A 16,233-nucleotide genomic window follows, 5' to 3' on the forward strand; every position below is an offset into this window, starting at 1 on the left:
CATGACCAGCTCCCTCAACGCCATCGCGATCGCACCGTCTCGCCGGAACCTGCTCGCCGGTGCCGCGGGCCTCTCCTTTGCCTTTGCCTTCGGGACTGCCGGCACGGACGCGCAGGCTCAGTCCGGCGGAACGCTCAACGCCTATGTGAAGATCGCGCCAGACGGAACGATCACCATCATGGCGCCCGCGCCCGAGATGGGGCAGGCGACCAACACGTCGCTGCCGCTCATCATCGCCGAGGAGCTGGATGCCGATTGGAGCCGTGTGCGCGTGGAAACCGCACCCGTTGCCGCTGCCTACAACCATCCCGTTTTCCGCGCGCAGTTTGTCGTCGCCAGCCTCACGACCCGCGCCTATTGGATGCCGCTTCGCACAGCGGGTGCACAGGCGCGCCGGGTTCTGATCGACGCTGCCGCCGCGCGTTGGAACGTCCCGGCCACCGAGCTTACGACCGAGCCCGGCATGGTCGTGCATGGGCCAAGCAATCGCCGGCTGAGCTATGGCGAGATCGCCGGCTTCGCGACGGTTCCCAATCCGCTGCCGGAGATCAAGCCCGAGCAACTCAAGAAGCCCGCGGATTTCCGCCTGATCGGCAAGGATGTCGCCCGCTGGGACGTGCCGGCCAAGTCGACCGGCCGGGCGACCTATGCCATCGACGTGCGCGTGCCGAACATGGCCCATGCCGTCATCGCGCGCGCGCCGGTCATGGATGGCGGGCCCAAGAGCCATAATGGCGATGAGGTCCGGAAAATGCCGGGTGTCATCGCCGTGGTTCCCCTCGCGCAGGGCGTTGTGGTGGTCGCCGAGCGCGTCGAGCAGGCCATGGCTGGGCGTGCGGCCCTCAAGGTCGAGTGGAATGCCGCACCGGCCAGTGGCTACGACTCAACGGCCGCCCTGGCGAAATATGTCGCCGATGCAAAGGACGCCACGAAGCAAGCCGTTGTCGGCCGCAAGACGGGCGAGGTCGAGCCTGCGCTTGCGTCTGCGGCGCGGGTCGTCTCCGGGGAATATTCGACCGATTATGCCTATCACGCGCAGATGGAGCCGCTGACCTGCGTTGCCTCCGTGACGGCGGATGGCGTCGAGGTCTGGACCGGCACGCAATGGCCGACGAAAGTGCAGGGCGACGCGGCGAGGATTGCCGGCGTTCCGCCCGAGAAGGTCAAGGTCAACATGCAGCCGATGGGTGGCGGCTACGGCCGGCGCGCCCAGACCGAATATGCCAGCGAGGCCGTGGAAGTCTCCAAGGCCATCGGGCGTCCGGTGAAGCTCATGGCCACGCGCGAGGATGATGTCATCAACGCCCATTGCCGCCCGATGACCGCGCACCGGATCGATGTCGGGCTCGATGCGAGCGGCAAGGTGACCGCCTGGAAGCACCGGCTCGCTGCCGATCTTGTCGTGCTGCAGGTCTATGGGCAGGCGCGGCTCGATGCCCAGAAGGGCGTCGACCATATCGTCATGGCCCATGCCGACGTGCCGCTCTACGATGTGCCTCATCACCTGGCCGAACATGTCTACGAGGATAGCGGCGTCAGGACTGCCGCCTGGCGCGGCATTGGCGCGGGGCCGAACGCCTTCGCCATCGAGGCGATGGTCGACGATCTGGCAAAGCTCGCCGGGCAGGATCCGGTCGCGTTTCGCCTGGCCTTCCTCAAGGATGCGCGCGCCAAGGCTGTGATTCAGGCTGTCGCCGCGATGTCCGGCTGGCCGAAGGCGCGTGAAGGGGCAAGCCTCGGCGTTGCCTTCTCGCGGCTTGGCGTGCCGCAGCTGGGCGAGTCGCTTGCCGCTGTCGTCGCCGAAACAACGCTGGATCGGGCAAGCGGGACAATCCGCGTCTCGAAGCTCTGGTGCGCGGTCGATGTCGGCTTGCCGGTACAGCCGCGCAACATCCGCCAGCAAGTCGAGGGTTCGCTGATCTGGGGCCTTTCAAGCGCGATCAAGGAGCGGATCACGCACAAGAACGGCGCCGTCGAGCAGCACAATTACACGGACTATCCGATCCTGCGCATGTCCGAGACACCGCAGATCGAGATCCGGATCATCCGCAGTGGCGACATTCCGATGCCGGTGGGCGAGCTGGGGCTGGCATCCGTGACACCGGCCGTCTCGAATGCGATCCTTGCCATGACGGGCAAGCGCCTCGCCAACGCGCCCTTCACGGCGGATCGAGTCATGTCGGCACTCAAGACATAAGCGAGGACGGGCGTTTCCAACCGACGTGCTGCCGTCTCCGGCATTGCGGCTCTGCCACCTTGAGGCGACGCGCTCGGCCACCAAGGTTGCCGAGGCGGTTGTGAGGGATCGGCGTCGTGATCCCCCACAAAAAGACCGGCGTCGTCTTGTCGACAACGCCGGCTGAGGTTCTGGATGTGCGCCCGCCGTGCCAAGGGGGATGCCGGCCCGTCGTGCAAGCGATCAACGCGGGAGGGCGCCGATCGTTTCCGGACCCGGAGGTTCGGCTGTCATCCAGTCGTGAAACGGAGGCCAGCCCCCATCATTCCGCCATGCGGCGCAGCATGCCCTTGTTCTTCACGATGATGGCGCGGCTGCAGGGCGCGAATTCGATCGCCTGTTTGCGCTGCAGCTCCATCAGCGTGCGCGACACGGTCTCGATGGTCAGACCCAGGTGGTCGGCAATGTCGAGCCTGGACATCGGCAGCTCGAGATGATCGCCGCCGTTCGAGCGCTCCATGAGCGACAGCAGGAACGAACCGACCTTTTCCATCGCCGTCTTGCGGCCGAGCAGCACCAGATGGTCCTGCGCGCGCTCCAGCATCCGCATGGTGGAGGTCAAGAGGTCGCGTGCCGCGGCCGGATCCTCGCCGGCCCTTGCCGTGAACGACACGCGGCGGCGCACGATCAATGTCACGTCGCCCAGCGCATCGGCCGAGAAGCGGTGCTCGGCGCCCAGCTCGATGCCGAAAATGTCGCCGGCCAGATGGAAGGCGTCGATCTGGCGGCGGCCGTCGCTGAGCAGCTTGGAGGTGCGCACGGCACCCGACACGATCTCGTAGACATGGGCGGCATCGTCGCCCTCCGCGAAGATTTCCTGCCCGTCGGTGAAGTTCATCCGGTTCTGCGGCGCCACCTGGGGCCGCAGGGCCGGCAGCGTCTCGGCCCGCATCTGGCCGAACAGGGCAGGCGAAACCGGGAGGCGTGCGGAGGTCTGGGGGCTGGTGGCAAGCATCGGGGGGTGTCCTGCTCGGGTTGGTTGGCTTGATCAACCGATAGACCCGGGCGGGGATGCCGAAAATTCAGATGGTGTACTCAGGACTATCCCTGAGGGGTGCCGCACCGGGCCGCCCTCTGTCAGGCCCGGTGGGCAAGCGCCAGGCGGATCGCCTCGATCAGCGTGCCGCCGTTCAGCGGCTTTTCCAGCACATGGGTGAAGCCGGTGGCCCGGGCACGGTGGTCCAGCTCGTCGGAGGGCTGCACCGTCATCAGGATGGCGGGAAGCACGACCTGGCGCGTTCTCAGTTCAAGCATCAACTCGACGCCGGTCATCACCGGCATGAAATGGTCGACCAGCAGGCAACCATCGGTCGTCCGGTCGACATGGGCGAGGAACGCCTCGCCGTCGCGGAACAGGACGACGTCCAGGCCCTCAAGCTCAAGAACGAACTTCAGCGATTTCCGAACGGCCTCGTCATCGTCAATGACGAAAACAGGGCCCCGGGCGGCAACCATGGCAATGTCCTGAACGGCGCCTGAGGGGAACTCAGGATCAAGCTAGCGGAGCCCTGGGCACCGATGCTTGATTTGGCTCAACCCGCGTCGCGATGGCTACTCCGCAATTCCCCTTAAGGAACTGTGGTTCAGGCCGCGCGGTCCTCATCGGCCTGCAGGACCATGCGCACCAGTTCCGACAGGCTGCCCGCCTGCATCTTGCTCATCGCATTGGCGCGGTAGATCTCCACCGTGCGCGGCGAGATATCGAGATCGAAAGCGATGACCTTGTTGGCCTTGCCGGCAAGCAGGCCGTCCAGCACCTGGCGTTCGCGTTCCGAGAGGAGCTTCAGGCGGCTGCGGCACTCGGCGACCTGCTGCTGGTGGTGGATCGTCTTCGCCAACTTGTCGAGCACGCCACGCACCGAGCCGAGGAACACGTCGTCGGCAAACGGCTTCTCGATGAAGTCGGCCGCGCCCTCCTTCATCGCCGAGATCGCCAGCGGCACGTCGGCATGGCCCGTGATGACGATCACCGGCAGGGTCGACCCGCGTACTTTCAGCTCGCGCAGGAACTCGATGCCGTCCATGCCCGGCATGCGCACATCGGTGACGATGCAGCCGATCGTGTCGTGCATCTTGTCGAGATAGGCCAGCGCGCTGTCGTAGAGCCGGACGGCCAGCCCATCGGATGCGAGCAGGAACGACAGCGACTGACGGACCGCGAGGTCGTCGTCGACAACGTGCACAATGCTCTCACCCGGCATTCGTCTGTTCCTCCGGCTCGACCGCCCTCAGCGTGAAACGGAAGATCGTTCCGCCGCCGGGATTGGCCTCAGCCCATATCTTGCCGCCATGCGCCTCGACAATGGTCCGGCAGATCGACAGCCCCACACCCATACCCTGTTGCTTGCTGGTGACGAAAGGCTGAAACAGCCGCGCCAGGATCTCATCGGCGATACCACCGCCAGTGTCGCGGATGCTGATCTCGACCGTGCCGTCGCCGTCGTCGGCGCGCGTGGCGATGGTCAGCTCGCGCCTGGCGCTGTCGTCCATCGCCTCGATGGCATTGCGGATGAGATTGAGCAGCACCTGCTGGACCTGGATGCGGTCTGCCAGCACCAGGGCGGCTTTCAGATCAAGCCGCATCGCCACGCGCACGCCCCTTTCCTTGCCGCCGACAAGCGCCAGCGCGCTTGCTTCCTCGATCAGCTTCGGCAGGCTTTCGATATGGTGCTCGCTCTCGCCGCGTGAGACGAAATCGCGGAGGTGGCGGATGACCTTGCCTGCCCGCAGCGCCTGCTCGGCCGCCATGTTGACGCCCTCCTGCAGCATGGGGACCTCGCCCCCCTCCATGCGCGACAGGATGCGGTTGCAGCCTTTCAGGTAATTGGCGATGGCGGTCAGCGGCTGGTTGATCTCGTGGGCCAGCGTCGAGGCCATCTCGCCGAGCGCCGTGAAGCGCGACATGTGGATGAGCTCCGACTGCAGCTCCTGCATGCGGGTTTCGGTCTGCTGGCGCTCGGTCAGGTCGCGGATGAAGCCGGTGAAGAACCGTGCGCCGGCCGAGCGCATCTCGCCGACCGACAGTTCCATCGGGAAGGTCGAGCCGTCCTTGCGCTGGCCCACCACCACGCGGCCGATGCCGATGATCTTGCGCTCCCCGGTGGTGTGGTAGCGCTGAAGATAGCCGTCATGCTGTTCGCGATAGGGCGAGGGCATCAGCATGTTGATGTTCTGCCCGGTCACCTCGGCCGGTGCATAGCCAAACAGGCGCTCTGCGGCGCGGCTGAACGACTGGACCGCGCCCTGCTCGTCAATGACGATCATCGCGTCCGGCACGGTCTCCAGGATCGAGGTCAGATGCGCCTCGCGCGCCCGCAGGGCGGCCTCCGCGCTGAGCCGGTCGCTTGCGTCCCAGGCGAGGCAGGCGAACCCCTCCACACGGCCGGCCGGCCCGATGGGCCTGAGCGTCGTGTGGGCGGTGAAGGTGCTGCCGTCGCGGTTCTGCCCGCGATGCTGGCCATTCGCCCGGCCCTCGCTACGGGCGGTCTCGATGTCGCGGCCGGGCTGGCCGTCGGCATGGGCTTCGGTGGCGAACAGGCGAGAGAACGGCTGCCCGACGATGTCCGCCTCGGTGAAACCATAGAGCGCCTCGGCCCCGGCCCCCCAACTGGCGATGCGGGCGTCTGAATCGAGCACGAACAGCGCGACGTCGAGTGTCGCGCCGATCAGGGCCGCTGCATCAAGGGAGCGGCTGCCGTCGGGGGATGGCATGTCCGGCACTCTCACATTCAGTCATAGAGACGAGTCAGTCCTCCATGCGGAGGCTGTCGTCAATCCATCCGGTATGCAGCCCATTCCGAGATTCAGCAATGCGCTGTCTGCATTGGACCCGGAATACCGACGGGATCGACACGCGCATCCACCCCCGCGAGCCGTCGACGAAGCATAACCGGGTGTCGGGCCTACTCTGTTCTTGTGCCCGAGCGGGCGCGATCAGCGGGTCCGGTAGAGCAGTGGCCAGTGATAGGCGGGAATGCCCCGGCAGACCGGCATGCGCCGGTAGACAATGGGCTGGAAGGCGCGGCCGTCCCATTGCCAGGTGCCGAGATCCCCACAATCGCCGAGGCCCCGGCCCTTGGCATAGTAGGACACCGCAGCGGAGACCTCGTCTGGCTCGCCATTGGTCAGCACATTGTCGGGCGACTGCGGATCGTCGGGCGTCGCGTCCCGGTGGGGGCGCGGAAACAGGGCAGGACGGATCACCGGCTGCGGACCGTCCTCCAGCAGGAAGAAGGCGCGCGAGAAATTGTAGGCGCCACTGAAGCAGCGCACGGAGGCAAGCAAGAGCGTGCCGCCGAGCGGGATCGCCGTTGCGCCCTCGGTATCGGGCGACCTGTCGTCGCGCTCGCAATAGCTCTGCGAATGCTGCTCCATGGCCTGGCGGGCGGCGTCCGAAACGGGTTTCGATGAGCCGGCCGGCTGGGAGCGTTCGGGCGGTGCGGGCGGCAGGGCGGGCGGCGCGGGAACGGCCGAGGCCGGCCGCGATCCCGGGCGCACCAGGGCCGTGGTGGTTCCAACCCGCTGCTGCTGCTCGTCGATCCAGAGCAGCGCCGCACTGATGCCGGCGAGCGAGATGGTCTGCACCGGCTTGTCGGCGGGAATGGCGGGGTCGAAGCGCAGATCGAGGCTCTCCGCCGTGCGGGCCGCTGAAAGAACCGCCTGGATCGCCGCCCGGTCCTGGATCACCAGCACCTCGTCGACAATCGCCATGCCGCGGCCGACCGCCAGGGTGGCAATCGGCCGGCCCGCATGGGCAATGACCAGTCGGGTCCCGGGGCCAGGCTCGCCGTCGGTTGGCAGGATCGACAGTTGGACCGGCGCGCTGGCGGTCCCGTCGCGCTGGAGGCGCAGAACCCAGGCCGTGTCATCGCTGTCGGGCTTCAGGCTCACCGCCTGGCACGACCGGACATTGTCGCAGGAGGCGAGCCAGTTGCGAAATTCACGCTGCGTCCCGAGTTCGCCGGCCAGGGTGGGCACAGACAGGGCGGAGGCGAACAAAGCGGGCAGGACAAGGCGGCGCAACATGGGCAACTCCGGTGAGACCCCGGCAATAGGCAGCGAGGGTTTCGATTGCGCTCCGCGGGCGGGTTCGCGGCAAGCCTGGGCGGAAACACAGGAAACAGGATGGAAAGCCCGGGCGGGTGGCCCAGGCATGGCACGGAAGCGCGGGCATGGCACTGACGGCGCAACAGACCTGGACCCAAGGGAATTCCGCCATGCGCTTCTTTGCTCTCGCACTCGCCGCCACCACGCTTTCGCTCGGCCTTGGCTCGGGCCCCGCGGCGGCCACCAGCGCCGCCTGCGCGATCAAGACGACATCCGACGGTTTCGTGGCGCTGCGCGCCGAACCCTCGCCCAGCGGCCGCCTGCTTGTCCGGATGGCCGCGGGCCATACGGTCGCCATGCACCATGCGAGCCCCGGCCAGCCGTCACGCCGGGGGCAATGGGTGAAGGTCTCGCACTGGGCGGATGGCGAGCTTCGCGCCGTTGGAGCACCGCGCGGCCGCACAGGCTGGGTGCATGAGGGCCTGCTCGACGATTGCGGCTGAGCGGCCTGTTCAGGCGAGGCGCAGCTGGGCCTGGGCCGGCAGTTCGGCCTCCTCGACCGGATCGGCCGCCACCACGCGGTCGCGGCCCTCGGCCTTGGCCCGGTAGAGCCGGCGATCCGCGCAGGAGAACAGGTCCAGCAGGTCGCTCGTGTCGGCCGAGACGCTGGCAACGCCGATGCTGACCGTGACGGGCTGCGGGTCGTTGCGGGTGCAGATCGCGACATGCTGGCGCAGCATCTCCGCCTGCAACCTGGCGACTGTCTCGCCTTGGGGGGCGAGGATGGCGAATTCCTCGCCGCCAATGCGGAACACCTGGCCATTCTCGCCGACGCAATCGGTCAGCAGGCCGGCCAGTGTCTTGAGCACCTGGTCGCCGCTGGCATGACCGCGGCGGTCGTTGATCGCCTTGAAGTGATCCACGTCGATGACCATCAGGCTCAGGGGCCGGCCGGTGCGTTGCGCCTCGGCCACGGCCGCCTCGCCGCTCTTTTCGAACGAGCCGCGGTGCTGCAGGCCGGTCAGGCCGTCCCGATTGGCCTGTTCGAGGGCGGCATGATAGCGCTCGCGATAGGTCAGGAGGTCGAACACGTCGTTGATTGCAGGCGCGGTGTCGCTGCCCACGGTTTCGAACCAGCGCAGATATCCGACCACCAGCGCACTGAACACCAGGGCTGCCGCCATCTTGGCGAACCAGCCGCCGAACAGCACCGCCACCGGCGCGCCGGTGATCCAGTGCAGGGCGGCGAAGAAGCCGATCTGGTCGAAGGTCAGCACCGCGCAGGAGGCGAGTGCCACCCGGGCGAACAGATGGCCTTTCAGGACCTGACCGAGCTTCTCGTAGAGCAGGATGATGGCGATGGCATCGACATAGAGCAGCGTCGTGCCCCAGACCATCAGCCAGCCCATCTCGTCGATGAAGCCGATATCGGGGACCCGGCCTGCGCCGCCGACCACCTCGTGCAGCCGCAGGATCAATACCAGGCCAACCATGAGGAAATTGCCGGCCAGCAGGCCATAGATCGGCTGGCGGACCGTGACCGCATCCTCGCGCATGTAGATCAGCAGCAGCATGACCAGCTTGCCGGAAAACAGCACGGTGGAGCCCGGCGAGATGATGCCGAAGGGCAGCGCCACGTAGAACACGCTGGCGAGATAAGTCTCCAGGAAATGCATGACGCCGAGCGCGCAGAACATCAGGCCGAGGCCGGTGCGGTGCCGAAGGCGGAAAAGGACGGCCATCACGCCGAAATAGAGCAGGGCCTCGCCAAGCAACAACCAGCAATTGATCAAAGATGTCGGCATTGATGTCCCAGGTTGCGGGCGCCGTCATTCACGTGGGCACCAGCCTTCCGGTCTTCACACGGAAAGATTAACCCTGGGTATCCACTGGCCGCCGCGCAGAAACGCCAGTCGAGACTTCCCTTACGGTAGCGTGGACGTTTTCGCCTTCCCGCCAAAACGGATTTGTTCACCGTCTGGCCCGCGCCTCAGCAGCTCCACTGGAAGCCGTCGACCACGAAATGCTGGCCGGTCATGAACATGTGCGGTTCGGTGGCGAGATAGGCGACGAGGCTCGCCACATCCTCCGGCGCGCCCATGCGTCCGAGCGCGATGCCGCGCACGAGGGAATCGTGGCTGTTGGTGATCATCCGCTTCAGGAGATCCGTGGCGATCACGCCCGGGCAAATGGCGTTGATGGCGATCTTCGGCCCGAACTCCTTGGCGAGCGAGCGGGTCAGGCCGAGAATGCCGGCCTTGGCGGCGGCATAGGAATGCTTGCTGACCGCGCTGGTGACACCGCCCGACAGCGCGTTGAGCGACGACATGGAGACGATCCGCGCCACGCCCTCCTGCGCCAGCATGATGGGCGCCGCCGCATGGATGTAGTTGAAGCAGCTCTTGAGATTGACCGCGATCGTGCGGTCGAACTCGTCCTCGGTGATCTCCAGGATCGGCTTCGGGTTCGGCGCGCCGGCATTGTTCACCAGCACGTCGATCCGGCCCCAGGCTTTCGCCACCTCATCGACGATCGCATGGGCGCGCGCGAAGTCGGTGACATCGGCAGTGAAGGTCAGCGTCTTCACGCCATGGGCGGCGGCGATCTCCTTCGCCGTCGCCGCCATGTCGTCCTCGAGCAGGTCGATGAGCGCGATGTCACAGCCCTTGGCGGCGAGCGCTTCCGCGCAGGCCTTGCCGATGCCGCGTGCGCCGCCAGTGACGATCGCTGTCGTGCTCATATCGGCTCCTTCAGATCGTTGTTGACGTCAGCTTTCAGCCGTCATGCCCGCCCTTGTGGCGGGCATCCACGCCTTTGGATGCCGCATGATGGCTCCTTGAAGGCGTGGATGGCAGGCACAAGGCCTGCCATGACGCTTGGATCTAGACGCACCGTTCGTTTGAACGGGTCTCAGGCCGCATTCTCCTTGGCGAAGCGCGCGACATCCGCATGGGTGGCAAACCACACATCGCCCTTCGCCTTGGCGAGCCGGATCAGCTCCTCGATGATCCAGATGCGCGAGCGATAGCCGATGATGTGGGGATGGGTGGTGAGCTGGAAGATGCCGCCTTCCTCGTAGGCCGCCTCGAACTCGCGGCGGAACACATCGAACACACCCTCCGGCGGTGTGTAGGGCCTGAGGCCCTGGAAGCGCAGCATCATGAAATAGGGCGCGTCGTCGCGGATCCATTCCACCGGCAGCTCGACCACGCCGGTCTCCTCGCCGTCGAGCAGCAGCTCGTAGCAGTCGACATCGGCCATCAGGGATGAATCGTAGAGGAGGCCCATCTCCTTGGTGATCCGCAGCGTGTGGGGCGAGAAGTCCCACGACGCCGTGCGGGAGCCGACCACGCGCACGCCGGTGATCTTTTCCAGCGTGTCGGCCGAGCGCATCATGATGTCGCGCTCGTCCTTGTAGGAGAGCACCGAGTTCAGCTCGTGGATCCACGAGTGGAGCCCGATTTCGTGGCCCTCGGCGATCACCCGGCGTTGTTCATCGGAGTGCAGCAGGGCTGCCACCGCTGGCACGTAGAAGGTTGCCGGCACCGAATATTTGGCGAGCAATTTCAGGATATTCGGTACGCCGACGCGGTTGCCGTACTGGCCCCAGGCCATGCGCCCGACCGACTTGCCGCCGTCGCGCAGCTCGTTGGTCTCGTGGTCGGAATCGAACGACAGCGCGAAGGCCATGCGCTTGCCGTCCTTCCACTTGGCCGGACGATAGGTCTTGCCGGCGCGCACATGGTTGACCAGGCCGCGCCAGTGATCTTCCGGCCACTGCCAGGGTTCAAGCTTGGACATGTCGGTCATGGTCATCTCCTGTCAGAGCAGCGGATTACCGGTCACCGGGAGCGTTTGCCCGGTGATCCAGGACGCATGGTCGGAGGCGAGGAACGTCACCGCATCGGCAATGTCCTCCGGCTTGCCCATGCGCCGCATGGCGATGTTGTTCGCAAAATTGGCGCGATATTCGGGCGTCCAGTTGTTCCACTGGCGCTCGTAGTCGGGACTGGTCGCCATGAAGCCCGGCGCCACCGAATTGACGGTGATGCCGAAGGGCCCAAGTTCCTGGGACAATTGCTTCACAAGGCCGATCTGGCCGTGCTTGGAGGCGGCATAGCTCTGGATGCCGGTGAGTGAGGTGGCCAGGCCGGCGCGGCTGGAAATGGTGATGATCCGGCCCTTACCTCGAGCCTTCATGCCCGGCGCCACCGCCTTGGCGAACAGAAAGGCGCCCTTCAGGTTGACGTCGACGATCGCGTCGAAATCGTCCCCGGACACCTCCTCCAGCGGCTTCGGCTTCTGTCCGCGCACGCCGCCGGCGACATAGACGAGAATGTCAGCGCGGCCGCCGGTCGCTTCCACCACACGGGCGATGGACGCCTCGTCGGTGACATCGACGGCGAGCGGACGGATCGAGCCACCGCCCTCGACCGGGCCGGCGAGCGGCTCGAGCGCCTCCACCATCAGGTCGCAGGCGAAGACCTCCGCCCCGTCGGCGGCCAGCGACCGGGCGATGGCTTGCCCGATCCCGCGCGCCGCGCCTGCGACGATGACTTTGCGTCCGTCGAAACGGATCAGCATGGCATTCTCTCCGCGGTTGCGGTCGTCACTGCAGGTCGTCGAAGGCCGTCTCGCGCAGCTGCCAGATGACGATGGTCGACACGATGGCGGCGGCGATCAGATAGTAGGTATGGGCGATCGGCGACCCGAAGGTCGAGATCAGCCAGACCGAGATGAACGGCGCGAAGCCGCCGAACAGGGCGACCGCCAGCGCATAGCCAGTGGTCATCCAGGTCGAGCGGTTGCGGGTGGGGAACATCTCGGCAATGGCCGCTGGCCCCGCGCCGGAGAACATCGAGATCATCAGCGCGAAGACCACCTGCACCAGGATCAGCATCGGCAGCGAGACGCCGCCGGACAGGAGATAGGTGAAGATCGGATAGGGCACGATGACGAAGCACAGACAGCAGGCGATCAGCAGCGGCTTGCGGCCGAACTTGTCGGACAAGAGGCCCATGACCGGGATCGCCAGCATCAGCGCCAGCAGGCCGGCCGTGTTGGCCCAGAGTGCCGCCGAGGCCGAGATGCTCATGTAGCGCTGCGTCCAGGTCGGCATGTAGTTCAACAGCACGTAGAAGCAGACCGTCCAGACGATGGTGAAGCCGAAGGCACGGCCGGCGAGCAGCCAGGGCGAGGTGTCGTCGTCGGGCGATTTCGCCACCGGCTTGCCCTCGCTGACGGCCTTGTAGGCGGGGGTTTCGTCGATGGTGCGGCGCATGTAGAGGCCGACAGGGCCCAGGATGCCGCCGAGCAGGAACGGCACGCGCCAGCCCCAATCGTCCATCTGCTGGGTGGTGATGAAGGTGGTGATCAGGGCGGCCATGCCGGAGCCGAGCAGAAGGCCTGCAACCACGCTCATCTGCTGGAACGAGCCATAGAAGCCGCGCTGGTCCTTGGGCGCCCATTCGACGATATAGGCGGTGGAACCGCCCCATTCGCCGCCGGCCGAGAAGCCCTGCATCAGGCGGGCGACCACCAGCAGCAGCGGCGCCCAGAAACCGATCGAGGCATAGGTCGGCAGAAGGCCGATCATGACGGTGCCGGCCGCCATCAGGAACATGGTCAGGAGGAGGGCGTTCTTGCGTCCCGAGACATCGCCCATGCGGCCGATGATGATGCCGCCGAGCGGCCGGGCGAGGAAACCAAGGCCATAGGCCATGAAGGCCGAGAGCAGAGCCGCGACCTCATCCTGCCCGGGGAAGAACTTCCGGGCGATGATGGATGCCACATAGGCATAGACGGCGAAGTCGTACCATTCGAGGACATTGCCGACGACCGCGGCGGAAACCGCCTTGCGGCTTTTCGTTTGATCGATGGAAGACATTGTTGAGCCCCTCAGCGGGGGCGCTGTCTTGCCGGGGGCTTTGATCATGCCGCCGCCGCTGCGCCCTCGCCCGAAAGGATGAGCCGGCCTCTGTCATGTTGCAACAATGCGACAAGGCCGGACAGCCTTGCGATCCCGTCGTATCGGCTGGAAATGCGGCGGTACCGAAGGACCTCAGGCAGCCCTTTCGGGACGATCCGCGGCTGCGCCGCCATGGCGCGCGGTCTGGGCCCAGTAGGCGACGATCGATTCGATCATCGTCCGGTAGCCGTCGAGCGACTGCGGCTTGTGGAACATCGCGTTGGCGCCCAGCTCGTAGGCCCGATCCACCGCCTGACGGGAGCTGTCGCCGGAAATGACCACAACCGGAATATGGCGGGTCATCTCGTCGCTGCGCAATGCCTTGAGGAATTCGAAGCCGTTCATCGCGCCGAGAGACAGATCGAGGATGATGATGTCGGGGTCTTCGTGCAGCTGGGGGTTGTCGCCCTTCGCCTCGGCGAAATGGAGGCGGGAGAGGGCATCCTCAGCAGACGAGAAGGTCTCGAACTGGCAAGCCGGCAGCGCTTCCTTGAAGAACTGCATCATGAAGCCGATGTCATGCAGCTCGTCATCGACGATCATCAGACGGGTAATCATGTGCGTGGCAACTCCGAATGCCATGGCTGAAGATAGGGCCGCACGTGTCAGTTGATTCGCTCATCATTCGCGTACCAACGATCGGGTGAAAGGATAGCGTGCTTTTGTCCTCTGCGGCAACTGACGCACCCGTGATAGCTACGCCAGGTTGCAAAGGTGCGGTATGGGCTCGCAAGCCAGGCGGCAGGGAATGGACGACCAATGACCGGGGAGCGGCCGTCGCGCGGGTGGAGCCTTGCCGTCTATCTCGCGGCTTTCGCGGCTGTCCTCGCCCTGCCACCCATGATGTTCGCGGCGATCGCCACCTGGCGTTTTGCGACCGCCGAGGCCCAGCGGCTGGAAAGTGCCGCAATCCAGCGCAATGCCGAACTTGTCAGGCTGATCGACGCCGTCGTCAGCGCGCGGATTGGTGTTCTCGAAGCGCTGGCGACCTCTCCCGCCATCGACAGTGCTGATTATGCCCGCTTCGATCGGCAGGCCCGCTCCCTGTCCGAGCAGGGAATGGCAATCCGCCTGCGCGACCCCGAGGGCAACATCCTTGTCGATACCGGTCTGTCGGTTGGTGTGCCGCTCGGTCAGTTGTCCCTCATCGAGCCGCACCACCGGGCCTTGAGCCAGATGGAGCCGGTGGTCACCAATCTCTTCACCAGCCGGCGCGACGCGAAACCGTGGGTCGGCATCATCTCCCCGGCCGTGCGCGAGGGCCGTCCGCGCTATCTCATCACCACCGCTTTCGACCCCCGCTATTTCGCCGCCATGCTGGCGCGTTCCGGCATCGAGGCTCCCTATTTCGCTTCCCTGGTCGACCGCAACGGCGTGATCATCGCGCGGTCGGAGGCGCATGAGCAATCGGTCGGCCAGCGGCTGCCGGGCTTCGACCTGGCGTCGGGGCCCTCCGGCACGTGGTCGGGGTTCAATCCGTCGGGGGTGCTGGTCTCCGGTTTCTACCAGCGGTCAACCGTCTCCGGCTGGATGGTGACGATGGGCGTCGACCAGACGGCCCTGCGTGCGCCGCTCGTGCGCAGTCTCTGGCTGCTCGGCGGGGTTGGCGCAGCGCTTCTGCTGGTCTCGGCGGTGCTGGCGCTGGGGCTTGTGCGCCGCCTGAAGAGTGCCTCGACGAGCCTCACCGATGCGGCGGAAGCGGTGATCCGTGGCGGGCTGACCGCCGTTCCGCAGACGCCGGTCACCGAGGTCAACCATGTCGGGCGCGCCTTCGCCGAAGTCTCGCGCCGCCTGAGCGATCAGGCCGCCGCGCTCGAAACGGCCAATCGCGGACTGGAACAGCGCGTCGAGGAGCGAACCCGTGCCCTGGCGCTGAGCGAGGCGCGCTATCGCCTGCTCGCCGAGGCCATCAGCGATATCGTCCTGTTGCGGTCGCAGGAGACGGCGACGATCGAGTATATCTCGCCTGCCGTATCGCGCGTGCTCGGCTACGATCCCGCCGAACTGATCGGCCGCCCGCGGCCTGACCTGATCCATCCCGACGATCTTGAGGAACTGAAGCGCGTCAACCGGACGGTCTCGCCGGAAGCTCCGCATGCGCTGAGCATCCACCGCATGCGCCATCGCGACGGCCACTGGGTCTGGGTGCAGAACGCCTACACGCTTCTGCCTGCGACATCGGAGAGCGAGGCAAAGATCCTGGCGGTGATCCGCGACGATACCGAGCGGCAATTGAGCGAGGCGAAGCTGCAGCAGGGCAATGCGGCGCTCAAGCAGTTCTCCGCCATCGTCTCCCACGACCTGCAGGCGCCGCTGCGCCACATCGCCATGTTTGCCGAGATGCTTCAGGCCCATGTCGATGGGTCGAGCCCGGAAAGTGCCGAATATGTCCGGCGCATCTCGGCGAGCGTCGAGCGCATGATGCGGCTGATCCGCAGTCTCGTCGCCTATACGGCTGTCGCCTATGCCGAGGTGAAGTCCGACGGCGTGGACCTCAACCAGGTGATGGCTGACGCGATGGCACTGCTCGAGGGCGAGATCCGCGACAGCGGCGCGACGATCAGCCTGTTCAACCTGCCGCGGATCTCCGGCGATGCCGACCTGTTGGTGCACCTCTTCCAGAACCTCATCGCCAATGCATTGAAGTACCGCAGCGAGGCGCCGCCCCTGGTCAAGATCCGCGCGCGACGGACCGGGCAGCTCTGGGAGATCGCCGTCGAGGACAATGGCATCGGCATCGACCCGCAATATGCCGAGCGGGTGTTCGAGATCTTCAAGCGCCTGCACCGCGACGAGAGTCGCTACCCCGGCATGGGCGTCGGCCTCGCGCTCGCCCGGCGCATTGTCGAAAGCCACAATGGCGAGATCGGGCTCGATCCGTCCTATTCGCAGGGCGCGCGAATTGTGCTTACATTACCAGCAAGGGACGTCCGCAGGTCGTCGGGCCGCGTTGGGGATGCCGATGGACATGCGTGAGCGGCGA

General features: G+C 66.0%; 14 protein-coding genes. 3 read left to right on the top strand and 11 right to left on the bottom strand.

Annotated elements, in window-relative coordinates; genetic code table 11:
• Position 1 precedes the first annotated feature (1 nt).
• Positions 2 to 2,197, top strand: coding sequence for a xanthine dehydrogenase family protein molybdopterin-binding subunit (locus E8L99_RS12070; RefSeq protein WP_137099767.1), 2,196 nt, complete (start codon positions 2 to 4; stop codon positions 2,195 to 2,197).
• Between the two features lie 301 nt (positions 2,198 to 2,498).
• Here the strand turns inward: E8L99_RS12070 and E8L99_RS12075 are convergent, their stop codons facing one another.
• The 5 genes from E8L99_RS12075 to E8L99_RS12095 form a co-directional block, all read right to left on the bottom strand.
• A complete protein-coding gene (locus tag E8L99_RS12075) occupies positions 2,499 to 3,191 on the bottom strand; it encodes a helix-turn-helix domain-containing protein (protein ID WP_137099768.1) in 693 nt (230 codons plus the stop codon).
• Positions 3,192 to 3,313: 122 nt separating this feature from the next.
• Complete coding sequence (locus tag E8L99_RS12080) at positions 3,314 to 3,691, bottom strand: response regulator transcription factor (protein ID WP_137099769.1); 378 nt, start codon at positions 3,689 to 3,691, stop codon at positions 3,314 to 3,316.
• Between the two features lie 128 nt (positions 3,692 to 3,819).
• The gene (gene fixJ / locus E8L99_RS12085) at positions 3,820 to 4,437 is read right to left on the bottom strand and encodes a response regulator FixJ (RefSeq protein ID WP_137099770.1); all 618 of its coding nucleotides are present in this window, start codon (positions 4,435 to 4,437) and stop codon (positions 3,820 to 3,822) included.
• Positions 4,427 to 5,947, bottom strand: a complete 1,521-nt coding sequence (locus tag E8L99_RS12090; protein WP_137099771.1) for a PAS domain-containing sensor histidine kinase — start codon at positions 5,945 to 5,947, stop codon at positions 4,427 to 4,429. Before E8L99_RS12090 ends, fixJ begins: the two co-directional genes overlap by 11 nt.
• Before the next feature lie 222 nt (positions 5,948 to 6,169).
• On the bottom strand, positions 6,170 to 7,261 hold the full coding sequence (locus tag E8L99_RS12095; RefSeq protein ID WP_168201655.1) for a DUF1176 domain-containing protein: 1,092 nt from the start codon (positions 7,259 to 7,261) through the stop codon (positions 6,170 to 6,172).
• A 191-nt stretch (positions 7,262 to 7,452) separates the two neighbouring features.
• Between E8L99_RS12095 and E8L99_RS12100 the strand changes: the two genes are divergently transcribed.
• On the top strand, positions 7,453 to 7,785 hold the full coding sequence (locus E8L99_RS12100) for an SH3 domain-containing protein (RefSeq protein WP_137099773.1): 333 nt from the start codon (positions 7,453 to 7,455) through the stop codon (positions 7,783 to 7,785).
• A gap of 9 nt (positions 7,786 to 7,794) precedes the next feature.
• Here E8L99_RS12100 and E8L99_RS12105 read toward each other — a convergent pair whose 3' ends face one another.
• From E8L99_RS12105 to E8L99_RS12130, 6 genes are all read right to left on the bottom strand, one after another.
• A complete protein-coding gene (locus E8L99_RS12105) occupies positions 7,795 to 9,087 on the bottom strand; it encodes a GGDEF domain-containing protein (RefSeq protein ID WP_137099774.1) in 1,293 nt (430 codons plus the stop codon).
• Positions 9,088 to 9,272: 185 nt separating this feature from the next.
• Positions 9,273 to 10,022, bottom strand: a complete 750-nt coding sequence (locus E8L99_RS12110) for an SDR family NAD(P)-dependent oxidoreductase (protein WP_137099775.1) — start codon at positions 10,020 to 10,022, stop codon at positions 9,273 to 9,275.
• Positions 10,023 to 10,192: 170 nt separating this feature from the next.
• Positions 10,193 to 11,092, bottom strand: a complete 900-nt coding sequence (locus E8L99_RS12115; protein ID WP_137099776.1) for a polysaccharide deacetylase family protein — start codon at positions 11,090 to 11,092, stop codon at positions 10,193 to 10,195.
• Between the two features lie 12 nt (positions 11,093 to 11,104).
• Complete coding sequence (locus E8L99_RS12120) at positions 11,105 to 11,866, bottom strand: SDR family NAD(P)-dependent oxidoreductase (RefSeq protein WP_137099777.1); 762 nt, start codon at positions 11,864 to 11,866, stop codon at positions 11,105 to 11,107.
• Between the two features lie 25 nt (positions 11,867 to 11,891).
• On the bottom strand, positions 11,892 to 13,169 hold the full coding sequence (locus E8L99_RS12125; RefSeq protein ID WP_252511093.1) for an MFS transporter: 1,278 nt from the start codon (positions 13,167 to 13,169) through the stop codon (positions 11,892 to 11,894).
• Positions 13,170 to 13,343: 174 nt separating this feature from the next.
• Positions 13,344 to 13,808 (bottom strand): response regulator, encoded by a 465-nt coding sequence (locus E8L99_RS12130; protein WP_168201656.1) that lies wholly within the window; start codon positions 13,806 to 13,808, stop codon positions 13,344 to 13,346.
• A 201-nt stretch (positions 13,809 to 14,009) separates the two neighbouring features.
• Between E8L99_RS12130 and E8L99_RS12135 the strand changes: the two genes are divergently transcribed.
• Positions 14,010 to 16,226 (top strand): sensor histidine kinase, encoded by a 2,217-nt coding sequence (locus tag E8L99_RS12135; RefSeq protein ID WP_137099780.1) that lies wholly within the window; start codon positions 14,010 to 14,012, stop codon positions 16,224 to 16,226.
• Positions 16,227 to 16,233: the final 7 nt, after the last annotated feature.

This window comes from Phreatobacter aquaticus, assembly GCF_005160265.1.
Lineage (GTDB): Bacteria > Pseudomonadota > Alphaproteobacteria > Rhizobiales > Phreatobacteraceae > Phreatobacter > Phreatobacter aquaticus.